This window comes from Streptomyces broussonetiae, assembly GCF_009796285.1.
Taxonomy (GTDB): Bacteria; Actinomycetota; Actinomycetes; order Streptomycetales; family Streptomycetaceae; genus Streptomyces; species Streptomyces broussonetiae.
In genome coordinates, this window is the sequence record NZ_CP047020.1 from 7,979,097 (window position 1) to 8,003,743 (window position 24,647).

At 69.2% G+C, this 24,647-nt stretch carries 18 protein-coding genes; 12 read left to right on the plus strand and 6 right to left on the minus strand.

What is annotated here, in order from left to right:
• Positions 1–14 precede the first annotated feature (14 nt).
• Complete coding sequence (locus tag GQF42_RS36555) at positions 15–965, plus strand: hypothetical protein (protein ID WP_158927089.1); 951 nt, start codon at positions 15–17, stop codon at positions 963–965.
• Between the two features lie 291 nt (positions 966–1,256).
• Positions 1,257–1,481: a hypothetical protein gene (locus GQF42_RS36560; protein WP_158927091.1), complete on the plus strand. Its 225-nt coding sequence runs from the start codon at positions 1,257–1,259 to the stop codon at positions 1,479–1,481.
• Between the two features lie 153 nt (positions 1,482–1,634).
• On the opposite strand, the gene GQF42_RS36565 is transcribed toward GQF42_RS36560, so the two are convergent.
• Together GQF42_RS36565 and GQF42_RS36570 are read right to left on the minus strand one after the other, a co-directional pair.
• Positions 1,635–2,072 (minus strand): Sec-independent protein translocase subunit TatB, encoded by a 438-nt coding sequence (locus GQF42_RS36565; RefSeq protein WP_233273607.1) that lies wholly within the window; start codon positions 2,070–2,072, stop codon positions 1,635–1,637.
• Positions 2,073–2,121: 49 nt separating this feature from the next.
• Positions 2,122–3,549: an FtsW/RodA/SpoVE family cell cycle protein gene (locus tag GQF42_RS36570; protein WP_158927095.1), complete on the minus strand. Its 1,428-nt coding sequence runs from the start codon at positions 3,547–3,549 to the stop codon at positions 2,122–2,124.
• 122 nt (positions 3,550–3,671) lie between these two features.
• Here GQF42_RS36570 and GQF42_RS36575 point away from each other — a divergent pair, with 122 nt between their 5' ends.
• The 4 genes from GQF42_RS36575 (at position 3,672) to GQF42_RS36590 (ending at position 7,044) form a co-directional block, all read left to right on the plus strand.
• Positions 3,672–4,613 (plus strand): heavy metal transporter, encoded by a 942-nt coding sequence (locus GQF42_RS36575; RefSeq protein WP_158927097.1) that lies wholly within the window; start codon positions 3,672–3,674, stop codon positions 4,611–4,613.
• 291 nt (positions 4,614–4,904) lie between these two features.
• On the plus strand, positions 4,905–5,696 hold the full coding sequence (locus tag GQF42_RS36580; RefSeq protein ID WP_158927099.1) for a GNAT family N-acetyltransferase: 792 nt from the start codon (positions 4,905–4,907) through the stop codon (positions 5,694–5,696).
• On the plus strand, positions 5,693–5,917 hold the full coding sequence (infA, locus tag GQF42_RS36585; RefSeq protein ID WP_123099872.1) for a translation initiation factor IF-1: 225 nt from the start codon (positions 5,693–5,695) through the stop codon (positions 5,915–5,917). The genes GQF42_RS36580 and infA overlap by 4 nt, the downstream gene beginning before the upstream one ends.
• Before the next feature lie 152 nt (positions 5,918–6,069).
• Entirely contained in the window at positions 6,070–7,044 is a 975-nt protein-coding gene (locus tag GQF42_RS36590) for a magnesium transporter CorA family protein (protein ID WP_158927101.1), read from the plus strand.
• 149 nt (positions 7,045–7,193) lie between these two features.
• On the opposite strand, the gene GQF42_RS36595 is transcribed toward GQF42_RS36590, so the two are convergent.
• Positions 7,194–11,288: a beta-galactosidase gene (locus tag GQF42_RS36595; RefSeq protein ID WP_325100383.1), complete on the minus strand. Its 4,095-nt coding sequence runs from the start codon at positions 11,286–11,288 to the stop codon at positions 7,194–7,196.
• A 331-nt stretch (positions 11,289–11,619) separates the two neighbouring features.
• On the opposite strand from GQF42_RS36595, the gene GQF42_RS36600 reads away from it, so the two are divergent.
• A complete protein-coding gene (locus GQF42_RS36600) occupies positions 11,620–14,235 on the plus strand; it encodes a LamG-like jellyroll fold domain-containing protein (RefSeq protein ID WP_158927103.1) in 2,616 nt (871 codons plus the stop codon).
• A 41-nt stretch (positions 14,236–14,276) separates the two neighbouring features.
• Here the strand turns inward: GQF42_RS36600 and GQF42_RS36605 are convergent, their stop codons facing one another.
• The 3 genes from GQF42_RS36605 to GQF42_RS36615 form a co-directional block, all read right to left on the minus strand.
• Positions 14,277–16,280 carry a SpoIIE family protein phosphatase gene (locus GQF42_RS36605; protein ID WP_158927105.1) on the minus strand — a complete coding sequence of 668 codons (2,004 nt, stop codon included), beginning with the start codon at positions 16,278–16,280 and terminating at the stop codon, positions 14,277–14,279.
• 242 nt (positions 16,281–16,522) lie between these two features.
• Positions 16,523–16,996 carry a hypothetical protein gene (locus GQF42_RS36610; protein WP_158927107.1) on the minus strand — a complete coding sequence of 158 codons (474 nt, stop codon included), beginning with the start codon at positions 16,994–16,996 and terminating at the stop codon, positions 16,523–16,525.
• A gap of 151 nt (positions 16,997–17,147) precedes the next feature.
• Positions 17,148–18,188 (minus strand): LacI family DNA-binding transcriptional regulator, encoded by a 1,041-nt coding sequence (locus tag GQF42_RS36615; RefSeq protein ID WP_158931004.1) that lies wholly within the window; start codon positions 18,186–18,188, stop codon positions 17,148–17,150.
• 775 nt (positions 18,189–18,963) lie between these two features.
• Here GQF42_RS36615 and GQF42_RS36620 point away from each other — a divergent pair.
• From GQF42_RS36620 to GQF42_RS36640, 5 genes are all read left to right on the plus strand, one after another.
• Entirely contained in the window at positions 18,964–20,049 is a 1,086-nt protein-coding gene (locus tag GQF42_RS36620) for an NAD(P)/FAD-dependent oxidoreductase (RefSeq protein WP_158927109.1), read from the plus strand.
• Positions 20,050–20,174: 125 nt separating this feature from the next.
• Positions 20,175–21,095, plus strand: a complete 921-nt coding sequence (locus GQF42_RS36625; RefSeq protein ID WP_158927111.1) for a dihydrodipicolinate synthase family protein — start codon at positions 20,175–20,177, stop codon at positions 21,093–21,095.
• Positions 21,092–21,478: an L-rhamnose mutarotase gene (locus GQF42_RS36630; protein ID WP_158927113.1), complete on the plus strand. Its 387-nt coding sequence runs from the start codon at positions 21,092–21,094 to the stop codon at positions 21,476–21,478. Before GQF42_RS36625 ends, GQF42_RS36630 begins: the two co-directional genes overlap by 4 nt.
• A 6-nt stretch (positions 21,479–21,484) precedes the next feature.
• Entirely contained in the window at positions 21,485–23,221 is a 1,737-nt protein-coding gene (locus GQF42_RS36635) for an HAD hydrolase-like protein (protein ID WP_158927115.1), read from the plus strand.
• A gap of 680 nt (positions 23,222–23,901) precedes the next feature.
• A complete protein-coding gene (locus GQF42_RS36640; RefSeq protein ID WP_158931007.1) occupies positions 23,902–24,642 on the plus strand; it encodes an SDR family oxidoreductase in 741 nt (246 codons plus the stop codon).
• Positions 24,643–24,647 lie beyond the last annotated feature (5 nt).

Here is a 24,647-nt window from a genome sequence, read left to right on the forward strand (position 1 = left end):
TTTACTCTCCCGACATGGCATTTCTTTCCAGTCGCCGAAGAAGGTCCCGCCTTGCCCCGGAACTCGACGACGAGGACCTGGGAAAGCTGATGAAGAACCTGGTGGCGACCACGAGGACGAGTGCGATCGCGATGACGGACATGTGCGTGGCGCAGATGTCCCGTCTGCTGGAGCAGGAGCCGGACGACTGGGACCGTCGAGCGCACCGCATGGGCGTCCTCGCGGAGTTCCTGGCCGGATCGCGTCTGCCCAGTTCCTGGGCCACGCGCGAGCCGCGCAACGCGAACGCCCTCGTGCTGTACGCATGGAGCGAGGTGGTCCGCGCCGGCTCCCGGGGAGGCCTGGAAGACGCCGCCGGTGTGATCGACAGTTGTCTCAGGGCCGCCACGCTCACCCCTGAGGACCCCACCCCATGGGTGGTCGTGCTGAGCGCGGCACGCCTGGAACGCTGGGAACAGCCGCAGGTGTTCGGTGTCTGGAACGAGGTGCTCGCGCGCGACCGCTGGAACCGTCAGGCCTACCTCACCATGCTCGGCTATCTCGCCCCCGAGGAAGCGGGGTCGCGGATGCAGGTTCTGGAGTTCGTGGATGCCCTGCGCGCTCACATGCCCGCGAACGCGCCCTGCGCGGCGACGGAACTCACCGCCCAGGTCTTCCAGTACCACTCGGTCCTCGACCGCGGCGGCTTCGAAGCGTTGGTGGCGCGCAATCACTGGTCCCTGACGTCCGGTGCCCGGGCCCTCGACCACGTGGCCCACACCTGGGTGCAGCCCGGGTTCCTCCGTCACGCGCGGGCATGTGCCGACCTCAACCTCCTCGCCTACGCGCTGATGGCCGCCGACCGGCGCCACGAAGCGCGTGCGGCCTTCGAGGCGCTCGGCGGCATCGTCACCCCTTGGCCTTGGCAGGCCGGCGGCGATCCTCTGACCGGGTTCGAGCAGGCACAGCGAAGAGTTCCGCAGTAGGTGACCGGCCTTGTGGCCGGCCGGTCCAGGACCCTTCACCGGCCTGTGGCGTCCTTCTGCCGGCAGACCTGACCTTGAATACCGCGCAGTTGGTGGCCCTGCCGTCGCGAGCAGGAGTCCTCGGCAGGACTCGAACCGGCGGCCAAGCGTCGGAGGAGGGACGGCCATGTCTCGTGGGCCGACCTCCAGGCACCTGAGCCGTGCCTGCAGGCTGATCGGTTCGGACCGCGGTCGAAGCGGTGCGGGCGATTGCCCGTTGCAGCAGCAAGCTGCCCCCGCTGCTCGGCGCACGTGGGCAACGGCCTGCGCGATCCGCAGCCGGCGGGCAACGTGGTCGCGCTTGTGGCGGTCTACCTCGCGATCCGCAACCACGTCCGCTGCTTCGAGAACCGCATCCTCATCCCGTTTCCCGTCCACTGCCCGGTGGCGCGGCTGGGCGGGCCCGCTACTTCACCGTCGCGCAAGGGGCGTCTGCCTCGAGCTGAGCCGATGGCCGGCTGGTTCACGCCCGGGTGAGGAGCCTCCGCCTCGTGCCGGCGTGTGGAGCCGCCGCCACGCCGGGCAAGGGGGACACGCGTTCCTCCTCGGGCGCAGGGGCGGGTGACTTCGTCCTCCGACGTGCTCCTGATCGCTCGGGGCGGCAAAGGCCGCCTGACCGCTCGTCGTGGCTCAAGTGGCGTCGGGATCGTAGGAGTGCGCGGGGGCCTGCTCCGGCGAGGCCGCTCGGCTCGCCCCACTCCCGGCCCACCCGGTCGGCTCGGTTCGCACGGCCCGCTCGGTCGACTGGCCTCTCACCGCATCGGCCGCTTCCGCCCACTCAGCCCTCGGGTCAAGGGCCGAGCGGATCTCCTCGATACCGAAGGCGTCGCCGTCGACTTCGGCGTCGAGGAGGTGCTGGCGCACAAACCGCTTCGGGTGCAGGTCCGCCAGCTCCAGGTCCTCGAACTCCGGGCCCAGTTCCGAGCGAACGTCCTCCTTGGCTGCCTCGGAGAACGCGCGGACCTTCTGCAGGAACCCCGTCACCTTCTGTACGACCTCGGGCAGCTTGTCGGGGCCGAAGAGCAGGATGATCAAGACCCCCAGGACGAGGAGGTCCAGTGGGCTCACGTCGAACAACGTCGGTGCCTCCGATCTGTCCCCGAAGGGGATGCCGGTCTCACGGTCGTACCAGCTGCGTTTCGGCGGCACTGACGTCCGCGGCCGGCATCGGCGGCGGGCGACGGGCCGTGTCGCTGACCTTGATCAGGACAGCGACCAACAGCCAGTTGGCCACCATGGACGAACCGCCCTGGGCGAGGAACGGCAGTGCCTTGCCGGTGAGCGGGATGAGCCCGGTGACTCCACCCACGACGACGAAGACCTGGAGGACGAGCGCCGAGGCCAGGCCGCCCGCAAGCAGCTTGCCGAACGGGTCGGTGACGGTCAGGGCCGTCCGCAGGCCGCGCTCGGCGAGCAGCGCGTAGAGCAGAATGACGACCGTCACCCCGGTCAGGCCGAGTTCCTCGCCGACCGTCGTGAGGATGAAGTCGCTGCGCCCGGCGAATCCGATCAGCTCCGGGTGTCCCTGTCCGAGACCGGTGCCCATGATGCCGCCCGAGCCGAAGCTGAACAGGGCCTGGGCGGCCTGGTCGGAGATCAGCCCCGGCGGTCGCTTGTCGGGCGGCAGAAAGATGTCCATGGGATGCAGCCAGGCAACGACACGGCCGTGCACGTGCGGTTCGAAGGAGCCTACGACGAAGGCGCCCACGGCGAACATGACGATGCCGAACACCACCCAGCTGGTGCGCTCGGTCGCGACGTACAACATGATCACGAACAGGCCGAAGAAGATCAGCGAGGTACCGAGGTCCCGCTCGAAGATCAGGACCAGCAGGCTGAGGATCCACACGGCTGCGACCGGGCCCAACTGTCGCCCGCGCGGCAGATACATGCCCATGAGGCGCCGCCCGGCGAGCGCGAGGGCGTCCCTGCGGAGCGTCAGGTACCCGGCGAAGAACACCACGATGACGATCTTCACGAACTCCCCGGGCTGGAAGGACAGCGGCCCGATGAAGATCCACCGCTTGGCGCCGTAGACGTCGCCGGGATAGAAGGCCGGCGCCATCAGCAGGACCAGCCCCACGGTGATCGTGACGTACGGGTAGCGCTGAAGCCTGCGGTGGTCCCGCAGCAGCGCCACCGCCCCTGAGAACACCGCCACCGCGATGCCGCACCACATCAGCTGCCCCGACGCCGCGGGCGTCGAGTGGTGGTAGTGCGTCCCGTAGGCGATGTCGAGACGGTGGATCAGGACGAGCCCCAGACCGCTGAGCAGGGTGGCCAGGGGCAGGATCAACGGATCGGCATGTGGCGCGAACCGGCGTACCGTGACATGGCACACCACGGGCAATGCGGCGGTGGCCAGGCACGTCAGGGCCATGCTCGGCGGCAGCTTCCCGCTGACGGCGAGGGCCGTCTCGGCATAGCCGTAGCAGCAGATGAGGAGGGCGCCGAACAGCAGGACCAGCTCCAGGTTCCGGTCGCTCAGGCGCCCTGACCGGCTTGGCCGCACTGCAAGCTTCGCCGGTCCCCGCCGACCAGTCATGCTTCCCCCTTCGTTCAGGTCCCCCGCCGGAATCCCCGCGCCGGGCCACGGTCAGCAAGGTTATATGGTTGCGCAATAACGCAACTGAACTGTAGCCGAGAGCAGGTAAGAGGAGGGTTGGCGTGGCGGCAGCGCGCAGGCGGGGGCGCCACAGGCTGTGGCCGGTGGTGATCGGGGTGGGCGTGGTCCTGGCGCTCGTGGGCTATCTCGCCGTCCGGTTCATCCGCTCGGCGACGTCCGACGAATGCACGGCGCACGGCACGGACGGTACGACCGTCACGCTCGATCTGGACCAGGCGGCCCACGCCGCGACCATCGCGGCCGTGGCCCACGCACGCGGCCTGCCCGAACGGGCCGTCACCATAGCCCTGGCGACCGCGATACAGGAGTCCAAACTCCGCAATCTCGCGAACGGGGACCGGGATTCCCTCGGTCTGTTCCAGCAGCGCCCGTCCCAGGGCTGGGGCAGCCCCGCCGAGATCCGCGACCCTGTCTACGCTGCAGGCAAGTTCTTCGACGCGCTGGTCAAGGTGCAGGGCTACGTCGACCTGCCGGTCACCGTCGCCGCACAGGATGTCCAGCACAGCGGCTACCCGGAGGCCTACGCATCACATGAGGCCACGGCCACGACGCTGGCCGACGTGCTGACGGGACAGGAGGGGCCCGCACTGACCTGCACGGTCAGCACGGTGGGCAGGAGCGGGGCCGATCCCGCCCAGGCCGACGCAGGGACCGGCGTCGACAATGCCGTGGCAGGTCGGGGCAGCGGTGCGGCGGGTGCCGTGCGTCAGGGCGGTGGCGGTGTCGCTGCAGTGGTCCGGCGGGAGTTCGGCGGAGTGCCGATCGCCAACCCCGCGACCGGCGACAGCGTCGAGTACCCGGTCTCCGACGCAGCCACGGGTTGGTCCCTCGCCCTGTGGCTGGTCTGTCACGCCCCCGCGCTGCACGCCTCGTCGGTCACGTTCGGCAACCGCCGGTGGAGCAGCGGCGCCTCGGACCGCGGCTGGACGCACATCGCGCCCGCGTCGGCGGAGTCCTCGACGGTGGCCGTGAAAGTGAGCTAGTGCTGGATTCCTCGAACGGAGCGTGCGTACGGGCACCGCAGTACCCGGTGCTGGTGGTACCGGTGTTCCCCGCACCCGGGGCCGGGTTCGGGCGTTCCTTCCCGGGAAAGGGTTTGAGCGAGGCGGCGGCCCGCTGCTACTTTCGTGGTGGACCGTGAAGTCGTCGTATGGAGGTGAGCCCCGTGAACACAGTCACCCATGGGTGCTCCCTCAACCCGTCACGGTCCGGCGGCTGACGTTCGGTGTCGCCAGGAGCGCCTGAGATCGAGGCACTCCTGGGAGGAGACTCCGATGAACACGAAGCCCTTCACATCCGGCCTGAGCGAGAACGCGGTGATGATCACGCGCGTCGCGGACAGGCAATGGCATGCACTGGAAGACGACCTGGTGGTCGGCCGCGGGCATGCGGAACACCGGCCCGACGGCCGCTTGTTCGTCAGCATCGACGCCTGGCACGAATCCACCTTCGACCGGCTCGCCGAGGCGATGCTGATGCAACTGCCGGCGCCGCTGTACACGGTGGTCGACGAAGCCGACGTCGAGCTGACGGCCGGCTGGCGGCGAGCCGGTTTCACGATACGGCGCCGCGAGTGGGAGTACGTCGTGCCGACCGACCCGCGGGTCACAGGGCTCGAAGCAGTCCTGCCGCCTTCGGGCGTGACGATCGTGCCCGCCGGTCAGGCGGACGAGGCTCTGCTCCGGGCGGTGGACCGCGCGATCCGTGACGAAGTCGAGGCGAGCGTCGGGTGGCGGTCGATGCCCGCGGAGGTGATTCCCCGCCCCCAGGGCGACACCGTCGTCGACCCGTCGAAGTACGCGGTGGCCGCGGCGCCGGACCGCTACCTCGGTCTGATCCGGGTGGTGAGGGTGAAGCGGCCGCGCATCGGGCTGGTCGCGGTCCGGGCCGGCGAGCAGCGCCGCGGCATCGCGCGGGCGCTGCTGGCCCACACACTGGGGACGCTGCACCGCTCCGGAGCCGCCGCGGCCTGGACCGAGGTCCACGAGTCCAACCAAGCAGCCTCGGCACTGTTCGAGGGCATCGGCGCCCGGCCGATGAGCAGCAACCTGGAGCTGGTGCGATGACGAGGAACAAGAACGTCATCGAGGTCGAGGGCAAGGTCGTCGAGTGCCTGCGCAGCGCCATGTTCACCGTGGAGCTCGAGAACGGACACCGGGTGCTCGCGCACATCAGCGGGAAGATCCGCAAGAACTACATCAAGATCATGCTGGAGGACCGGGTGCTGGTGGAGCTTCCGCCGTACGACCTGACGCGCGGCCGGATCGTGTTCCGGTACCGGAACTAGCGGCGGGCGGCACCTTCCGCGACATCTGATCCCGGGGTCCCGGTCACGCCGTCGTGGGTGACCGGGGCCCCGATGACGGCGGAGCCCCGCACCCGCGGGCGGCAAGGAGCGCACAGGGGGCTTCTTACCGAGGCGGCTTATGGTGCGTCGCCATGACTCGTACACGGCTTTACCGCAACGGCTCCCTGATCCTGGAGGACTTTCCGACCGCTGACATCTCGGAATACGTGAACGATCCGGATGTGGCGGTCTGGCTCGACCTGTGCGATCCGTGTTCGGCGGACTTCGCGATGATCAGCGAGGAGTTCGGTCTGCACGAACTCGCGGTGGAGGACGCGCGTCACGAGCATCAGCGGCCGAAGCTGGACCGCTACCGCACCCATGCCTTCCTCAGCGCCTACGCCATCAGCGCGGACGAGACCGGTGGGCAGCTGACCGCAAGTGAACTGTCGGTGTTCATCACGCCCACAGCACTGATCACCATCCGCCCCGACCACCGGTTCGACATCGAGAAGGTCGTCGAACGCTGGGACAACAACAGCGATCTCGCCAAGTACGGAGTGGGATTCCTGCTGCACGGGCTGCTGGACCACATCGTTGACGGGCATTTCGCCGCCGTGCAGGACCTCGACGACCGTATCGAAGCGGTGGAGGATCTGCTTTTCGACGAGGGGCGCGAGCAGATGGACTCCGTCCAGCGGGACTCCTACGCGCTGCGCAAGAACCTCACCAGACTGCGCCGCGTGGTGTTGCCGATGCGGGAGGTCGTCAACAGCCTTCTCCGGCGCGACCTGCACGTCGTCGCCGAGCCTTTGCTTCCCTATTACCAGGACGTGTACGACCACGTCCTCAGGGCCACCGAGTGGACCGAGTCACTGCGGGACATGATCACGTCCATCATGGAGACCAATCTGACGGTTCAGGGCAATCGCATGAACCTGATCATGAAGAAGGTCACCAGCTGGGCGTCGATCGTGGCCGTGCCCACGGCCGTCACCGGTTTCTACGGACAGAACGTCCCGTATCCGGGTGTCAACACCCACGTCGGCTTCCTCACGTCCACCGGTGTCATGGTCGTCGCATCCGGGCTGCTCTACTGGGTCTTCAAACGTAAAGACTGGATATGATCCCGTGCCGCGGTGAGGGCCCCGTCCGCACGTGGTGAACAATCTCTCTCCCTGTTTCAGCGGACCAGCTGGGCGCAGCGGCGGCGACAGGGCTGCGGCTCGGTGGTGCGCCGGTTGCCCGGCACCCGGCGCACCACTTCAATCCGAGGTCATCCGCAGGTCAGCACCGGGTTCGCCCAGTCGCCGTGGTCGTTGCCGTTGCCGTCGCCGCCGTCCCCCACGGACAGGTCGAGGACCTGCCCGCCGGTGACGGGGACGTCGAGGGTACGGGGCGCCGACCTGCCGTTGAGGACAGGGATGGTGGTGAGCACCTTGCCGTCGAGGAGGACGGAGAAGGTGACGGTGCCGGGGTCACCGTTGTCGACGCCCACGGTCGCGGTGAACCTGCTGCACTGTCCGGCGAGGTGGACCAGGACGTCGCTGGCGGCGTTGGTGCCCAGGCCCTTGGCGTAGACGGTGCCGCCGAGTTCGAGTGGTGTGCCGTCGTTCGCCGCGGTGCCGCCGACGCTCTGGTCGCGTTCGACCGGGCCCCAGCCGTTGGTGGCCGACAGGAACGGCAGGTCGCTGACCTGGTCGGTCCCGGCAGGCGGCGGGGGTGGGACGGTGGCGACGATCCGTTCGTCGGTGGCGGTGGCGGACCGGTGGCGCTGGACGAACGCGGCAGTGGCGTTCAGCGCGTTGGTCTTCGCCATGCCGGCAGGCGTGGTGACCTCCCAGCCGAAGGTCACGGAGGCGCCGGGCGCGATCCGCCGGGCAGTGCTGGGCGCGGGCTTCGGGGAGACCGTCCAGCCCTCGGGTGCGGCGAGCTGTGCCGTCACGCCGGAGGCCGGTGGTGCGCCTGCGGGCACCTGGAAGGTCGCGGTGGCGGTGAAGTGCTGTGCGGCGCCGGCCGACCCGGGGGCGTTCAGGGTGAGGCGCGCGCCTGGCGCGGCGGGCATGGCGTACCGCGTCCGGTCGTAGCGCGGGCTGTCGTTCTGCGGGACCCTCAGCGAGGACGCGTAGCTTCCGTAGTCGGTCAGCGCGACCTTGCCGAGGCCGCCGGTGGAGCCGTCCAGGTTCCATACGGCGATGGCTATCCGGTTGTTCCCGTTCGGGTTCAGGATGCCGTCGGGGACGGGGAAGCTGTGCTGCGGGCCGAGGTAGTTGACGTAGTTGCCCATGTCCCAGCCGTTGACGTAGATCTCGGCGCGGTACTTGCGCGACGGGTCGTCGGTGATGGTCAGGCCGAGCGAGGTGTCCTGTCCCTTGGGCAGGTCGAGGGCGGCGTCGGTGGTGTACCAGGAGACGCCGGGGGTGGTGTCGGTGGCGGGCAGGGTGGCCGGGGTCCAGTTGCCGGTGGGGTAGCCGGGCAGCATCCAGCCGGCCCGTTCACCGTACAGACCGCCGGTGGCCAGTGGCCCGCGTACGGTGTCGACGGGGGTTTCGCCACCACGGACGCCCTGCAGTCGCCAGGTGACCGTGTTCAGCGGGTTGCCGTCGAGGAGGGCGCCGGTCAGGCCGCGGGCGGCCTTGTTGCCGTTGGACTCGTTGTAGTCCTCCTCGTGGCCCATGTTGACCGTCAGCACGGATATCACGTTGTCGCCGCCGGTCCTGACCGCTGCGGCCGGGAAGCCGTAGGTCTTCTGGCCGTCGGCGGTGGAGCTGCCGAGGAAGGTGCCGTTGAGCCAGACCGAGGAGGCTGCGGCCCGGCCGCCGCTCTGCGTGGCCAGGGTGATGCCCGTCTCCTTGCCGGTGCCGGTGAACCTGCCGCGGTACCAGGTGCTGCCGGTGTGGAAGCCGTAGTCGTCGGCGAACAGCACGGGGAGGCTGCCTGGTTGTGTGGTGCTGTGGGTGGTGGTCCTGTCGGCCACCTGCCAGGTGGAGTCGTCGAAGCCGCGCTGTGCCTCGGGGGACTCCTGCATGTGCTTCCAGCCGGTCAGGGCCGGCAGGGTGACAGGGGCGGCGGTGGGCACGGTGCCGGTGAGGCTGCCGCTCGCCGAGGACGTTGTGCGGACCGATGTGCCGTTCCAGGTCAGCGAGTCGGCGTCGGCGAAGACCTCGAGCGAACCGTCGCTGCCCGTGTCGCCGGTCAGGCGCAGGGTGGTACCGGTGGATTCTGCTCCGCGCAGCAGGTGGGTGCCGCGGACCAGCACCGGGCCGGACGCGGTGTCCTGCCGCCAGAAGGTCCTTGCCGTCGAGGTGTCGGCGAGCAGCAGGAGCAGCGGGTGGGAGCCCGCGGTGACGGTGACCCGGGTCAGGCCGGTGTGCCGGTAGTTCAGGCGCAGGTCACCGCTGGCCGGGTCCCAGGTGGAGGTGACGGCGCCGCCCGTGGAGATCACCGTCGGCCTGGACGCGTAGTGCAGGACCGTCTCGCCGTCCGAGCCGTGGTCGCCGTAGAGCACCGCGACATCCCGTCCGGCGATCGTCGCGTTGGTCATGATCTGCGAGGTGGAGTACTGGAGGTGGTTGCCGCCCAGGTCGTAGTTCGCGACGATGATCGAGGACTCGCGGCCGTCCAGGGTGAGGGCGGTGCCGGGCTGCTGCGGGACGGTGTAGACGGGCGCCGTCGCGGCGGAGCCGGTGGTCACGTCGACGGCGTCGACCGTCACGAAAGTGCCGGAGGCGGCGGGGCCCTTGGTTCCGGTCACCACGATCTTCAGGGTGTGCGGCCCCTTGGCGAGGCCACTCGCCCGGTACGCCACGTACTGGTTCTGCTTGGAGGCGCCGTAGGTGTCGACCGTCTTGACCCTGGTGCCGTCGAGGTAGACGTCGGCGATGCCGTGGTTGGTGTCGAGGTTGCTGATCCACTTCACGCCGGTGCCGGTGAAGGGCACGGACACGGTGTCGCCGGCGGTGTTCGAGAACGACTCGGTGTGCTGGTAGTCGCCGCCGGTGTAGTTCTGCTCCGCGCCCACGTGCGACCAGCCGCCGGTGTACGTGAGGGCCGGGTCCGGGTCGTCGTAGGTGTATCCGGGGTGGGCCCCGAGGTCGATCGTCACATGGGCGCTGTCGCTGCTGGTGGCGGTGGAGTCGGCGTGCCGCAGGACATGGAACTGCGTTCCGGTGTCGGGGTTGGCGCGCGCGGTGTCGACGATCTTCGGGTTGTCGGTGGGGGTGGCGGGTAGCGCGTCGGTCTTGGTCAGGGGGGCGACGGCATGGGTGAAGTAGCCGATCAGCTTGTCCTGGTCGTACTTGGGGTCGAGTTGGCGGGTCTCGCGGATGGCGGCGCCGTAGTCGTAGGAGGTGTAGTTCTCCGGCATGCCCAGCCAGCCCCAGTTGGTGCCGCCGTAGGTCATGTAGAAGCTCTGCGAGGTGGCGCCGACCGCGATGTTCTGCTTGTAGAACACGTCGGCGAACCGGTCGTTGATGAGCTGGGCGCACTTGTCGTAGCCGGGGCCGCCCCACGGGTCGAAGGCGCCGCCCTGGAACTCGGCGGTTGCCAGCGGCTTTCCGGCCGCATGGTCGTAGCCGATGTCGGGCACACCGTTCCACTTTGTGGGATCGGAGCAGTTGAAGCCCTGCGGATAGGAGTCGGCGCCGTCCACGTCCAGGGCGGCGTCACCGGTGTTGAAGGTGCCGTTGTTGTTGCCGACCAGCGGCACGGTGATGCCGTCGGCCTTCGCCTTGTCCTCCAGGTGCTTCATGTAGGTACGGCCGGCCGCCGAGCCGTGGTAGTACTCGTTCTCCACCTGGTACTCGATGACCGACCCGGTGCCGTCGGTGAGCTGGTGGCGTTTGATGATGCGGTCGATCTGCGTCTGCCACTCGTCGCTGTACTTCAGGTATTCAGGGTCGGAGGTGCGGGTGTTGCCGGCCTTGGTGGAGAGCCAGCCGGGGAAACCGCCCCCGTCGACCTCGGCGTTGATGTACGGGCCCGGCCGGGCGATGACATAGACGCCCAGGTCGTTGGCCATGTCGAGGAGCTTGTCCACGTCGCGGACGCCGGTGAAGTCGTAGACGCCGGGTGCCGCGGAGTGGTAGCCCCAGTCGAAGTAGAGCGACACCGCGTTGAAGCCCGCCGCCTTCATCTTCTGCAGTGTGTCGAGCCAGAGGGCCTGGCTCGGCAGCCGGAAGTAGTGGAACTCTCCCGACCACAGGTACGTCCGCTTCCCGTCGATCATGAACGAGTAGCCGTCGTACGTCACCGAGTGTGTCGCGGGTGAGGCCGCGGCGGACGCGGCGGAGGAGGCCGGGACGGCGCCCGCCGCGGGCTGCGCGCCGATGCCCACTCCGCACATCAGGGCGATGGTCGCAGCGACCGACAAGCGACGTCTGGCTGCCCGGCGACCCGGGCCATGAGCCTTCATCTGGTCCTCCAGCAAGCTGATCGCCCCCCGAATGCCAACCACTTGCACCAGAACTCGTGGCTTCAGAGGTTTGAATTATGTGCGAATCTGTTGGCATGAGGAGTGTTGCCGGTTGGTGAGAGCGGCGCAAGACCTCGGACGCCGTTGTCTTTTGAGAGCCGCGGGGTCGACGGGGCCTGCAAAAGCATTGCCGTGCAAGGGGTGTTGACGGAACTCGCCAAGACCCTAAGATCCCAGCTGCTCGAAGTGTCGACCACCGTACGGGATATCGAACGAAGGAATGGGCTGCATGCCTTCAGAAGCCGGAGTGCCCCGCAGAACCGTGCTCACCGTCCTGGGCGCCGTCTCCCTCGCGGGGACTTTCGCCGCCGCTCCCGCCGGGGCCGCCGAACTCACCCGCACGACCGCAGACGCCACTGTCGCGGACCTCCCCGCCGCAGCCGCGCACTGGACCTTCGACGAGGGCTCCGGCACCGTTGCCGCCGAGTCCTCCGGCAACGGTCGCACCGCGACGCTCCAGGGTGCGGCGGGCTGGGGCACCGGCAAGGTCGGCACGCACAGCCTGAGCCTCACGGCGGGCGGCAACGCCACGGCGTCCGGGCCGGCCCTCGACACCTCCAAGGCGTTCTCGGTGAGCGCCTGGGTCAATCTCGCCCAACTCGGCGGCTACCAGACCGCCGTCAGTATCGACGGCAAGGTCGTCAGCTCCTTCTACCTGGGGCTGCGCGACGACACCGGCACCTTCGCCTTCGCCCGGCTGGGCTCGGACGCCACCCAGAACGCCGCGGTGGCGGCCGCCGCTTCGGCGCCCACCACCGGCACCTGGACCCACCTGGCGGGAGTCAGCGACCCGACCGCCGGCGTCATCCGCCTCTACGTCAACGGGGTGCTGGAGGGGGAGACCGCCTACGGCGCGGGCTGGGCCGGCAGTGGCGACACCGCCGTCGGCCGTGCGCTCTACGGCGGTGGGCACGTCGACCAGTGGAACGGGCTGATCGACGACGTGTGGATGTTCCCGTCCGTCCTCACCTCCGACCAGATCGCGGCGCTGGCCGGAGTCCCCGTGGACGCCACGACGCCGTTGCTGAGTGTGGACGTCGGCAACCCCGCGCATGCCGTGTCACCCGTCCTGCCGGGTCTGATGTTCGAGGACATCAACCACTCCGGCGAGGGTGGCATCTACGCCGAACTGGTGCAGAACCGCGCGATGATGGCCGACGACACCACGCCCGTCCACTGGTCCGGCGTCGGCGGGGCGACCCTCGCACTCGACACCGCCACCCCCCTCAACACCGCGCTCAACCGTTCCCTCAAGGTCGTGCTGCCGAGCAGCGCGGGGGCAGGAAGCCGGGCGGGTGTCGCCAACGACGGCTTCTGGGGCATACCGGTGCGGCCCGGAACCACCTACACCGCCCGGTTGTTCGCCAAGGCGTCGCGACGCATCGGCCCGCTCACGGTGGCCATCGAGTCGGCCGACGGCAGGGCCGTGTACGCCTCCGCCCACGTGCCCCACATCGGCACCGCCTTCCCCGGCCGGCCGTTCGAGCTGAGCCTGCGCACCGGTTCGCGTACCCCGGTGGTCGGTGACGCGAGGCTGACCATCACCACGGCCGACCCCGCCGCCGCGGGCGAGACCCTGTGGCTCCAGCACGTGTCCCTCTTCCCGCCCACCTACAACGACCGGCCCAACGGCCTGCGCATCGACCTGATGGACAAACTGGTCGCTCTGAGGCCGAAGTTCCTGCGCTTCCCGGGCGGCAACTTCATCGAGGGCAACACCATCGCGACACGGTTCAACTGGAAGAACACCATCGGCCCGGTCTGGGAGCGCCCGGGCCACCCGGACGACGCCTGGGGCTACTGGTCGACGGACGGCCTCGGACTCCTCGAGTACCTGGAATGGGTCGAGGACATGCACGCCCAGCCGGTCCTCGCCGTCTACGCCGGCTACTCGCTCAAGGGCGAACACGTCACCGGCGACGCGCTGCGGCCGTTCGTCCAGGACGCACTCGACGAGATCGAGTACGTCACCGGCCCCGTCACCAGCACCTGGGGCGCACGACGTGCCGCCGACGGACATCCGGAGCCGTTCGCGCTGGAGTTCGTGGAGATCGGCAACGAGGACTGGTTCGACTCCTCGGGGTCCTACGACGAGCGGTTCGCGGCCTTCCACGACGCGATCAAGGCGAAGTACCCGCATCTCAAGCTGATCGCCACGACGCCCGTGACGAGCCGCACGCCGGACCTGATCGACGAGCACTACTATCTGGCGCCGTCCGCCGCCCAGGCCTCCACCCACAAGTACGACAACCGGGACCGCAACTCCACGAAGGTGTTCGTCGGGGAGTGGGCGGCGCAGGAGGGCCGCCCCACACCCGACCTCAACGCGGCACTCGGCGACGCCGCTTGGCTGGCGGGGCTGATCCGCAACTCGGACCAGGTCCTCATGGAGTGCTACGCGCCGCTTTTCTCACACGTCAAGAACAACGTCTGGGCCACGAACCTGATCGCCTACGACAACCTCACCAGCTACGCGTCACCCAGTTACTGGGCACAGCACATGCTGACGAGCAGGCTCGGCACCACGGTGCTGCCCGCCACCGCACGTGCGCTGCCCGGCCTCGCCACCGTGGCCACCCGTTCCGGCAACCGCCTCCACCTCGCGGTCGTCAACTGCGGGACGGAGAAGGCGATCGTGCCGGTCGAACTCAAGGGACTGGCCAAGGGGGTCAAGAGGCGTGCCACCGTGACGGTCCTGACCGGCACCTCGCGCACCGCCACCAACACGCTGACGGAACCGGACACGTTGGTGCCCAGGACGAGCACCGTCACCGGCGCGGCAGCGTCCTTCACCACTACCGTGCCTCCGCTCTCGGTCACCGTACTGGAACTCGACCTGACGTGACCGCTCTCGGCCCGGGTCCGAGCCGGTGGATCTCATCGGGCTCAGGGGATCGCGGTGCCGATGCGGACGATGAGGAGGGCGATGTCGTCCTGTGCGGGGGTCGGGGCGAGGCGGTTGATGAGGGTGTCGGCCAGCTCGTCGAGGGACGGATGGATACCGGCGAGGAGGTGGGTCAGCTCCTCCAGGCGCTCATCGAGGTCGTGCTCTCGGGCTTCGACGAGCCCGTCGGTGTAGAGGACGAGCACGGTCCCGGGAGCGATGGGGATCTCGGTGGTCGTGTAGGAGATGCCACCGATGCCGAGTGGTGCGCCAGGGGGCAGGTCGATGAGGTGGGCCGTGCCGTCGGGGGTGATCAGGGCAGGTGGGGGGTGTCCGGCCCGGGCGAGCCGGCAGCGGTTGGCCGCGGCGTCACAGACGCCGTAGAGGCATGTGGCCAGGATCGGGCCGTCGAGGTCCTGGATTGCCTGGTCAAGGTGGTGCAGCAGCTGGTCGGGGGGCAGGTCCATGCGGACCAGGGCGCGGAGTGTGCTGCGCATCTGCCCCATGACGGCGGCTGCGGGGATGCCGTGCCCCATGACGTCGCCGATGGCCAGGGCGGCCTTGTCGGGGGGCATGGCGGCCACGTCGTACCAGTCGCCGCCCACCTCGTTGGCGTCGGAGGCGGGCAGGTAGCGGTGGGCGATCTCGATGCCGTCGGGCGGGTTGAAGCTGCGGGGCAGCATGCTTCGCTGCAGTGTCAGAGCTGTGTCGTGCTCGCGGGCGTAGCTGAGGGCGTTGTCGATCGCCACGGCGGCCTTGGCCGCGATTTCCTCGGCATCGGACAGCTCGTCCTCCGCGAACGGGCTGGGGTTCTCCGCTCGCCAGAGGCCGACCGCACCCACAAGCGTGCGCCGTGAGTACAGCGGGGCGGTGATCAGCGAGTGCATGCCGTAGTCCAGCAGCGTGCGGGCCTCTTGGCCGTGTTGGGCCTGCCATACGGAGGAGGTGCGAAGGTCGGGTACGAAGGTCGCGCTCGCGGTCGCGAGAGTGATCTGTGAGCCCACAGGGTCGAGCGGGGGGTCATCGCGGACACCGCCCAGTGCGACGCGGCGAGCCCATGCGCCGTGGTCGGCGAGCGGCTCGTCGATGAGCAGGGCGGGCAAGGCAAGATCGACGGTGACGAAGTCGGCGAAGCGTGGGACCAGCATGCGTACCAGTTCCTGTGCGGTCTGCTTCGCGTCGAGAGTCGTGCCGATGACAATGCCGACTTCGTACAACAGTTCCAGACGCAGGTGGGTTCGACGTGTCTGCTCACGGCTCTCCGCAAGCGAGCAGGCCATGGTGTTGAACGCCGTCCCGAGCTGCCCGATCTCGCCCCTGCCGGTTTCGGGCATCCGCACGGAGAGGTCGCTGTCGGCGAGCCGGGACGCCACGCCGGCCGCCTTGCGGACCGGCCAGACAACGGCCCGGATCACGTACCCGGCGAAGGTCGCGATGAGGAGCATGGAGCCGGTGAGGCCGATCGACGCCGCCACGACCGCTTCCCGGGCGTCAGAATTGGCCGCGCTTTCACGCGCCGCGATCAGGGTTTCCTGGGTCGAGTCGTACCGGTCGAACTGCTTCCTGAGCGCGTCGACGCGCCGCTTGCCTTCCAGCGTCGACTGCACGCCGCGTGCCCGGGCATCCCCACGGCCCGCAGCCGCGACCAGCGGAATCGAGTAGTCGTGGATGAGGGACTCGCCGGCCTGCCTGATCTGCTGGGCCAGTGTCCTCTGGCCGGGGGTGGTGCTGAGGCGCACCAGTTCCTGTGCCTGGCCGGAGAACGTGGTCCGTGCGGTCTGCCATGGTTCGAGGAACTGCTTCTCCCCGGTGATGACGAAGCCGCGCTGGCCTGTCTCCAGGTCGACGACGAGTCCCTCGACCGTCCTCGCCTGGGCGAGCGCCGTCTCTGTGCGGCGGTCGGCAGCCGCCGACTCGCCGAGCCCGATGATCGACCAGAGCAGCATCGTGAAGGCAAGCCCGATCAGCAGGGCGAGCAGCCCACCAGCGACGGCAGTAAGGGGCACCAGCCCCACACGTGCGCGTCTCGTTCGTGGACCTGACATGCGCATCCCCTGCCCTGCGCACGAACCGGTGGCCGAGTCGCCGGCAGGGCCGTCTCGCGGTGAGCTCCGTCCCCTTGAGTCTAGGTTGGGTACGCCGGACCCGCCGGGGACGGCAGACTCCGGCGTCGCCACCATGCGTGCCTGAAGCCACCTGGCCGGCGGGGGAGGGTCTCGGCTGAAGCCGGCGCATCGGTTGCGTCTGTTCATGCCAGGCCTTGCAGGACGGCTCGAGCCGTCCGTTCGGCGGTGGCGAGGGTGGGCGCGGTGATCTGAACGAGCCGGTCGCCTTTGAGGACGTCGAGCAGGGCGGGCTCGTGCCCCGACTCGCGGAAGCCGTATGCGGCGTCACCGAGGCCGGGTTTGCGCACGGCAGGTCGGTTCCCCCAGGTGCCGTCGACCACGTGCTGGAACGACGTCCGGGTGTACGGCGCGTGTGCCAGGGCGACGTAGAGGTCCGCCTCCTTGTGGGCGCACTCGCTCACCTCGTGGTTCACGATCTCCTCGCCGCTTCCCGTCGACGGCTGCACTACGGCTCTGCCCTCCGCGGTGTCGAGGAGTGTGCACGGATGCTTCAGGGGATCCGTGGCGGAGTGCGTGCTGCCGCTGCACCCGCTCAGGAGTGCGCCCATGATCGCCAGGGCCGGCAGCGAGGTCCGACGGTTGGGGGGAATGCGCATCTCTGCCTCCTGGATGGCTCTCGACGGAAAGCTCAACACTGCGTTCATGTACCGAGGTTGACGTACCCAAACGTTTGGCGCAATCGTTTGGGTACGTGGGCATCGGGTGCGCTTGGCGGGGAGTGCAAAGGGGACGAAGCAGCGGGTGGGATCAGCGTAGGGGCGGTCCGAGCGCGGAGCCGGTGGATGCGCGGGCCACCAGTTCGGGGTGCAGCCGCTGCGAGGCGGCCTTCTCGCCGGCGATGCGGAGCAGGAGCTGGCGTACGGCGATCCTGCCGAGTTCCGCCATGGGCGAGCGGACGCTGGTGAGGGGGACGGGTAGTTCGGCGGCGAGCGGGGTGTCGTTGAAACCCGCCAGGGCCAGGTCCTGTCCGAGGCGCAGGCCGAGGTCGCGGGCCGCGCCCATCGCGCCGATCGCGGCGAGATCGTTGACGGCGAAGACAGCAGTGGGCCGGTCCGGGCGGCTGAGCAGGGCCAGGGCTGCCCGGCGTCCGCCGGTGGTGTCGAAGGGGCAGTGGTGGACCCGGTGGGCGGGCAGGGGGAGGCCTGCCTGGCGGTAACGGTCGGTGAAACCGGCGGTGCGGTCCGTGCCGGTGCTGGCGAACGGCTCCCCGGCGATGACCGCGACCTCCCGGTGGCCCAGGGCCAGGAAGTGCTCGGCCACCAGCCGCCCGCCCAGGTAGTCGTCACAGGTCACCGCCGGGTGGTCGGCTGCGCTGCGGCGGTTGACGAGGACGAACGGGGTCCGCTCCAGTGCTGGGTAGGCGAGCGCCGCGCCGTCCAGATGCGCGTCGCCGATGATCAGCCCGTCCACCCGGCGGCCGAGCACCATCGCGATCCGCTCACGCTGTACCGCCGGATCGTCATGGGTGTTGGTGACGAAGGTGGACAGCCCCCGCTCGGTCGCCTCCTCCTCGATGCCTTCGTAGACGGTGGCGACCACGATCTCCGACAGCCGCGGGAAGAGCACTCCGACGAGGTTGCTGCGCCGGGTGCGCAGGCTGGTGGCGTGCGGGTTGGGACGGTAGCCCAACTCCTCGGCCACCTCCCGGATCCGGCGCGCCGTCTCGCCCGACGCCGCCCGGCCCCGCTCGTCTGCCGGGCCGTTGAGCACCCGCGAGACGGTCGAGACATGCAACCCCAACCGCTCGGCGATCCCCTGCAGCGTCACCGAACGCCCCTCGCCCGTCATATCCGCCACGTCTCGCCCATCTCCCGATACCTGTGCCTCGCCCGCCCATTCTCACCGGCGCCGCCGCCTGCGCCACGAGGAGTTGACCCATGACGCACCCTCCCACCCGTTGTGCGGATGACGGGTCCTTTCCTCACGCCCACGGGCGGCAGCCGGGGGACCCGTCCACCACGTCCCCGACCCCCGCCGCGGCTCGGCGAGAGTGGGCCGGGCTGACGGCTCCCGACGCCGTCCCTCTGCTGCTCCTCCGCGGCGGACGTCGTCGACCGTCCCGGCGCGACGGCGTCGCCGCCTCGCGCAAGCGGCGCCCACCACCGGCCGGAGCCCGCTCGGGCGACGGGGGCTGCCGCGGCAGCGTCATCGTGAACGGGCCGCGCACCGGCCAGTGCAAGTGAGCTGAGCCCAGGGCCCTGTCCGGCCGATCGCGCCGGACAGGGCCCCGCGCCGGATTCCTCCGAGATCCGTACGGGCTTGCGACTTCAAACCCCCATACAGCTGCTATGCCGCACTTGACCCGGTCAGTAACCATCCGATCAAAAGTCGGTCCTAGCTGGATGTAAGGCTGGTGTCCGCGAAAACATCCACCCCTCGTGATCACGGTCACTTGTCGAGGCTCAAGCTCGTGTGTTCTACTTGCGGAGCTTGATCAAGTATTAAACGGGGGTGCCAAGGTCATTAGTCAGGGAAGCCATCGGGGAACAAACGGAATCCATTGTTCACCTGGCTGTCCGCGTGATCCAGTTGCACCTTTGGCGGCTGTATGGGGGAAGGTTCCGTGTATTTGGGCCTGGGCGAGCCTGAAGTTCTGGACGCTGTCATAGTCGGTGGTGGCATCATGGGTGCGGCCTTATTTCATGAACTCGCAGGTCGCAACCGAAAAGTACTGTTGGTCGAGCAGGACCGCATCGGGCTCGGCACCACCGCCTGGAGCGGCGGCATTGTGCGCTGTTATCACGACGACCCTGTCCTTGTCGATCGTTCGATTCTGGGCCTGTCTTTCTACCGTGAATTCTCCCGGCGCACCGGAATTCATGTAGCGTTTAATCGGACAGGATTTCTCTATATTCCGCATCCGAGCAGGCTCGAACACGCCCGGATGCTGACGGACCGTATCGCGCAGTCCGCTCCGGCCGAGTGGCTTTCGGGTGCCGACGCGGAGCGCAGGTTCGGCCATGTGCTGAGCAGTTCGGTCGAGGGCGCGGTCTGGGAGCCGCAAGCCGGTTATCTCGATGCCCTGGAGACGACGCGTGCGCTCGTCCGGGCCGGCGTCCGCAAGGGGGGCCGGGTACTGGAAGGCGTCCGGGTGGACGGCCTGACCCGCACGGGAGGGCGGGTTCGAGGGGTGCGCGGTACCGCGGGCGAGATACCGGCCGACGCGGTCGTCCTCGCCGCCGGCGCCCATACGCCGCGGCTGCTCGACTCCTGGGGCGTCCGGCACGACCTGTGGGCACAGGCGATCCAGGTCGAGTTGCGCAGCCCCAACGGTTCCGTCGCGGATCATCCCGCGTACATGGACGACGTGTACGACGTCAACGGCAGGCCGGACCCGGACTCCGCCGGGATGCTGCTCGGCCATCCCACGGGGTATCGCATCGAAGGGCCGGTGGGACGCACCGTCGTGGACCCCGACCAGTCCCGGCTCGCCCTCAAGGCAGGGGCGCGGCGCTTCGGATGGGTCGGGGGGAGTGCGTCACTCGGAGGCTTCAGGGCCGCCGAGTGCTATGCCCCGAAGGGACGCGCGCGAGTGGCGTGGGTCCCCGGGGAGGCCGGGCTGATGCTCGTCACCGGCTTCAACGGCGGCGGCTTCAAGATGGCCCCGTGGGCCGCCGAGGAAGCGGCCCGGCTCCTCGGCGACCGCTGAGCGCCACGCCGTCGCGGCCCGTCACCAAGTCCGTCGCAGTACGTCCGTCGCCAGCTCCACGGGAGTCCGCCGCCGACTGCCGTACCCCGCCATGCCCAAGTGGCCCAAGTGAGAGGTGAATGTGAATGACCCATGACATCAAGGGGGTTCTCCCTGTCGTCCTCATGCCCTACACGGAGGACGGCGCCAGGGTCGATGAGGACGACTTCCTCGCTCAGACGGAGCACATGTTCGACGTCGGCTGTGACGGCTTCGTCGTGGGCCAGGTCTCGGAGGTGCTGCGCCTGACCCACGAGGAGCGGCTGCGGGTCGCCGAGCTGTCGGCCAAGGCGGCCCGGGGTCGCGGCGTGTCCATCATGAGCACGGGGGCCGAGACCCCGAACGCCGCGGTGGAGTACTCGCGCCACGCGCAGGAGGCCGGCGTCGACGCCCTTCTTGTCATGCACCCGGCGACGATTCCGCTGGACGACGCGGGCATGGTCGCTTACTACAGCAAGGTCATCGAGGCCGTCGACATCCCCGTCATCGTCCACCACGCCAAGAGCCTGGCGAAGCAGCCGCTGAGCATCGCCGCCCAGGTGCAGCTGCTGGAGGAGTACGGCGAGGAGCGGGTCCTCTTCAAGCCGGAGGCGCAGCCCACCCCGCCGCGCGTCAGCCAGTTGCGCGACGCGACCGGAGGCCGGGCCCGTATTTTCGAGGGCGACGGCGGAATGATGCTGCTCGACTGCCACCGGCGAGGCCTGACGGGCACCATTCCCGCCACCGAGATCGCCGAAATCGTCATAGCCCTCTGGAATTTGCTCGAACAGGGCAGGCGTGCGGAGGCGGAGCGGATCGGCCACCCCCTCTCGTACCTGATGTGCCACATGATGAACAGCACCGATTACTACCTGTCCATCGCGAAGCGCTTCCTCAAGGAGCGCGGAATCGTCAAGAGCACGCATGTGCGCGGGCCGAGCCGGCATGTGCTCGACGACGAGACGTGGACCGAAGTGCACCACACCTACCAGAACCTGCTTTCTCTCGCCAAGGAGTTCAATCGATGAAGAACCACGCCTTCACCATCCGGCTCAAGGACGACGCCGCCGCCGAGAAGTACATCGCGCTGCACCGTGAGGCCATTCCGGAGATTGTCGCCCCGGGCGGTGCGCTCGACACCATCGGCGTCCGCAAGCTCCAGATCTTCTTCATCGAGCCGTTGACGCTTTTCATGTACGTCGAGGCCGAGGACCACTTCGATCCCACGCGCGACTTCCTGCGCGCCAATGACCTGCACCCGGCCGTGCAGGAATGGGACGACATGATGCACGCCGACGGCGGTCTTCTCGTCCGGCACGAGAACCACGACGCCAAGCTGAACTGGGCCGAAATGCAGCGCATTCACCATGTGGACTTCACCAACACGCTGCCCGACCTCGACGGGAAGTGAGCGCCTGTGGACCGCGTCGGGTTGACCGTTCTCGACTGCACGCTACGTGACGGCGGCTATTACACCAACTGGAACTTCGACACCGCTCTCGTCGAGGAGTATCTGGCCGCCTGCCCGGGGCTCGGCATCGACGTGGTGGAGCTGGGCTACGTCCGCTTGACCAAGGACGGGTTCGGGCCGTACGGACAGCTGCCCGAAGGGCTGACCCCCAACCTGCGGAAGGCCCTGCCCGAGGACCACGAGCTGCGTTTCGCGGTGATGGTGGACGCCGCCGACCTCGTCGGTCCGCCCCCGGCGGAAGTGGGCGGACTGCTCAGGGAGAAGCTGGCCCCCGGCTCACTGCCCGTGGAACTCGTGCGGGTCGCGGTGCGCTACGACAAGGCGGCCGACGTCACGGACGCGGTCGGCTCGCTCCGCGAGGCCGGGTACGGGGTCTGCCTCAACCTCATGCAGATCGACCTCGCATCCGCCGACGAACTCTCCGCCTGCCTGGGCGCCGTGGTCGCGATGGGCCCGCTCGAGGCGGTCTACATGGCCGACTCGCTGGGGTCCCTGCGGCCGGAGCGCACCGCCGAGCTGGTCGAGCTGTTCCGTACCGGACAGGACGCCCCGGTCGGCATCCACGCCCACGACAACCAGGGCTTCGCCCTGCACAACACGGTCGTCGCGGCACAGAGCGGTGCCCTGTGGCTGGACGGCACCGTGTACGGGATGGGGCGCGGCGCGGGCAACACCCGCATCGAGCAACTGCTCCCCGTGCTGGGCGAGGGCCCGGACCGGCTACAGCCGCTGATGGAACTCATCGTGCGGCACTTCCACCCACTGATGGACAGGTATCGCTGGGGCCCCAGCGGCCTGTACGCGATCGCGGGTATGCGCGACATCCACCCCACCTATGTCCAACGCATCGAGGAAACCGCCTCGTTGGGGGCCGAGGAGAAGCTGAGGGCCATCGGGTTCCTCGCGCAGGCATCGTCCGCCGGGTTCTCCGCGGCCCTGCTGGACGAGGCACTCGCCCGCGCGTCCGGGGAGCGCCTGGCGGACGTCCTGGCGCGCTACCCGGTGGTCGTCTTCGACCTCGACGGTGTGCTCGTCGACTCGAACGAGCTGAAGGTCGAGTGTGTCCGCGCCGCGTTCGCCGGCTTCCCGGGCAACCTGGTCGAACGGTTCACGGACGAGTTCCGGCGCACGTTCGGCCGGTCACGGCGGGAGCACTTCGTCGCCTTTCACCGCATGAGCGTGGAACACGGCCTCGCGTCCCCGGACTTCGAGGCGTTCTACGACCAGCACGCGGGGGCGTACGCAGACCAGCTGGCCCGCCGCTATCCCGAGGCGCCGCTGTGCGCGCACGCCGCGGAGACCGTACAGGGCCTGGCCGCCCGGGACATCCCGCTCTACGTCGCGACGGGCACGCTCGGGGACGAGGCGGTCAAGGTGCTCGACGCGGGCGGACTGCTCGGCGCCTTCCGCGCCGTACTCGGCGGAGAAGAGCCCAAGTCCCGCCGCCTCGCGGAGATTCTGCGGCAGGCCGGTGCCGACGCGCGGGACGTGGTGCTGGTCGGCGACTCGCGGCAGGACGTCCTTGCCGCGGACGAGCTGGGCATCGACTTCCTGCTCGTGACCCGCTACGGGTTCTTCCCGCCCGATCAGGTCCTGCGCGACCGTCCGGGACGCCCGGCCCGGATCGTCACCGATCTGCGCCCGAACGCTCCGGTCAGGGTGCTGACCGGGCTGGACGGCTGACCCCGTCGGCGCGCGCGGTCGCAGCACGGAGTACCGAGCCGCAGGAAAGGGACGCTGTGACGGACAGCAGGCAGCCGGTGGTCATCTCCGGGGTGACCAGGGGCCTCGGGCAGGCCCTGGCCCGGCGCTTCGCCGCACTGGGCCATCCGGTGGCGGGCTGCGGCCGCGGCGCCGACGCGCTGGGTGAGCCGGCGTCCGAACGGGGCGACGGCCACCGCTTCGAGCGGGCTGACGTCACCGACGCCGAGTGGGTGGACGCCCGGGCCGAGCGGGTGCACCGCGAGCCGGGCGTGCCCGGTCCGGTCGTCGCCGACGCCGGTGCCATCACCGCGCAAGCCCCCGGTGTGGGAGGTGCCGCCCGAGGACTTCGACACGGTGATCCGCGTGAGCGTGGGCGGCGTGTACGCGAGGACGTTTCTGCCGCGCATCGCGGACGGCGGCACGCGCGTCACCGTCTCGTCGGGCTGGGGGCGCAACCCCCGGGGGCTGCTCGCCGCGTACACCGCGAGCAAGTTCCGGGCGGCGGCCCGGGCACCGCGATGCTCGCGACCTGCCTGCCCGACGAGCACCACACCTGCCCGTCGGCCGACGAGTGGGCCAAGACCGCTGTCGGCCACCTGCTCCACCGGTTGCCGGCGCAGAGCGATGCGACCGAGCTGACTGTGAACCGAGGAACACACATGAAGAACACACGTGTTGTCGTCACCGGCGCGGCCCGTGACTTCGGTCGTACCCTGGCCGTCCGTTTCGCCGCGCTGGGGGCCGAGGTCTATCTGTCCGCCCGTAGCCTGGAGGCGGCGCAGGCCACCCGCGACGAGATCGTCGCGCTGGGGTACGACAAGGTCCACGCCTTCTCCTGCGACCTGGCCGAGCCCGCCTCGGTGAGGGCCTTCGCCGAGCAGGTCGGCAGACTCACGGACCGGGTGGACATCGTCCTCAACAACGGCGCCGGGTGGCTCGAGGGCTTCGACCTCGACGCCGCCACCGACGACGAGATCACGGCGACCATCGCGTCCGGCGGCACGGGGACCGTCCTGATGGCAAAGCACTTCCTGCCGCTGCTGCGCGGGTCGGAACGGCCCGACATCGTCAACATGATCTCGATGGCGGCCTCCAGACGCAGCGACCCGTGCGGGGGCAACCCGGCCTTCTACGCCGCCAAGGGGGCACAGGCGAACTTCGCCGAGATCCTGTCCCAGCGGCTGCGGCCGGAGGGCGTGCGAGTGATCTCGCTGTACCCGCCGGACTTCAGGAACGTGGATCCGTTGGGCCCGGAGTGGGAGACCACCGACCGCCGGGCCGGGGCGGACCTCACCGCGCAGTCGCTGATCGACTGCATCCTGTTCGCCGTGAGCCAGCCCAGGGACTGTTTCATCCGCTCCTTCGACTTCGAGCCGCCGTCCAACGCCTCCAAGGAATAGCCGAC